A 1,059-nucleotide genomic window follows, 5' to 3' on the forward strand; every position below is an offset into this window, starting at 1 on the left:
CCCGGCGGCGCTTCGCAGGACGGCACCGGCCGCGAGGGCGGGACGTCGTCACGGACGCGGGGTGGCGGTTCTGCGCGGGGTCAGGGGCATCCGCCGTCGGCGACGGTGAAGTAGCCCGTCGGCGACTCCTTCAGGGTGTGCGTGACGAAGGTGTTGTACAGGCCCATGTTCTGGTTCGACCCCTTGGCGTAGGTGTAGCCGCCGGTGGTCGTGGCCCGTCCCGCCTGGACGTGGGCGTAGTTGCTGCCCGTCCAGCAGGAGGCCACTGTGCCGGTGGTGGCCGCGGTGAGCGTCCCCGAGGGACTTCCGGCCGTGCCCTGGGCGTCGCGCGCGGCGACGGTGTAGGTGTGCGAAGTGCCCGGCGCCAGACCGGTGTCCGTGTACGAGGTGCCGCTCGCCGTGCCGACCGGGCCTCCGTCACGCTGGACGACGTAGTCCGTGGCGCCGCTGACCGCGTTCCAGCTCAGGCTGATGCTGGTGGTGGTGGCCCCGGTCACCGCCAGCCCGGTGGGCGCCGGCAGCGACCCGGGTCCCGTGCCCGAGCCGGTCAGGCCGAAGAACTTGGCGATCCAGTAGCTGGAGCAGATCGAGTCGAGGAAGTACGGCGCGCCGGTGCTGCCGCACTGCTGGGCGCCGGAGCCGGGGTCGACCGGGGTGCCGTGGTTGATGCCGGGTACACGGTTGACCTCGACCTCGACCGTGCCGTCGGCGGCCACGTACTCGTCGTGCTGGGTGGAGTCGGGACCGATGGCGGAGGTGCGGGTGGGCGTCTGGGACAGGCCGTGCACCGCGGTCCACTGGTCGCGCAGTTCCGTGGCGTTGCGCGGCACGACCGTCGTGTCCTGGTCGCCGTACCAGACGGCCACCCGCGGCCACGGCCCCGCGTACGCCGGGAAGGCGTCCCGCACGCGCTTCGCCCACTCAGCCGGGCTGAGGTCCACGCCGGGGTTCATGCAGGTGTAGGGGCTGTTGTCCTTCGTGCAGTCGTGGGGCAGCCCCGCGACGACCGCACCCGCCGAGAAGACGTCCGGATAGGTGGCCAGCATGACCGCGGTCATG

Annotated in this window: 1 protein-coding gene; it reads right to left on the minus strand. The window is 72.3% G+C overall.

Translation table 11 applies throughout. From position 1 onward, the window contains the following. Positions 1–80: 80 nt before the first annotated feature. Positions 81–1,059 (minus strand): CE1 family esterase (locus CCN33_RS30615; RefSeq protein ID WP_086696517.1); only part of this gene is annotated, 979 nt, incomplete at its 5' end.

It is taken from the genome of Streptomyces recifensis (assembly GCF_002154615.1).
Lineage (GTDB): Bacteria > Actinomycetota > Actinomycetes > Streptomycetales > Streptomycetaceae > Streptomyces > Streptomyces griseoluteus.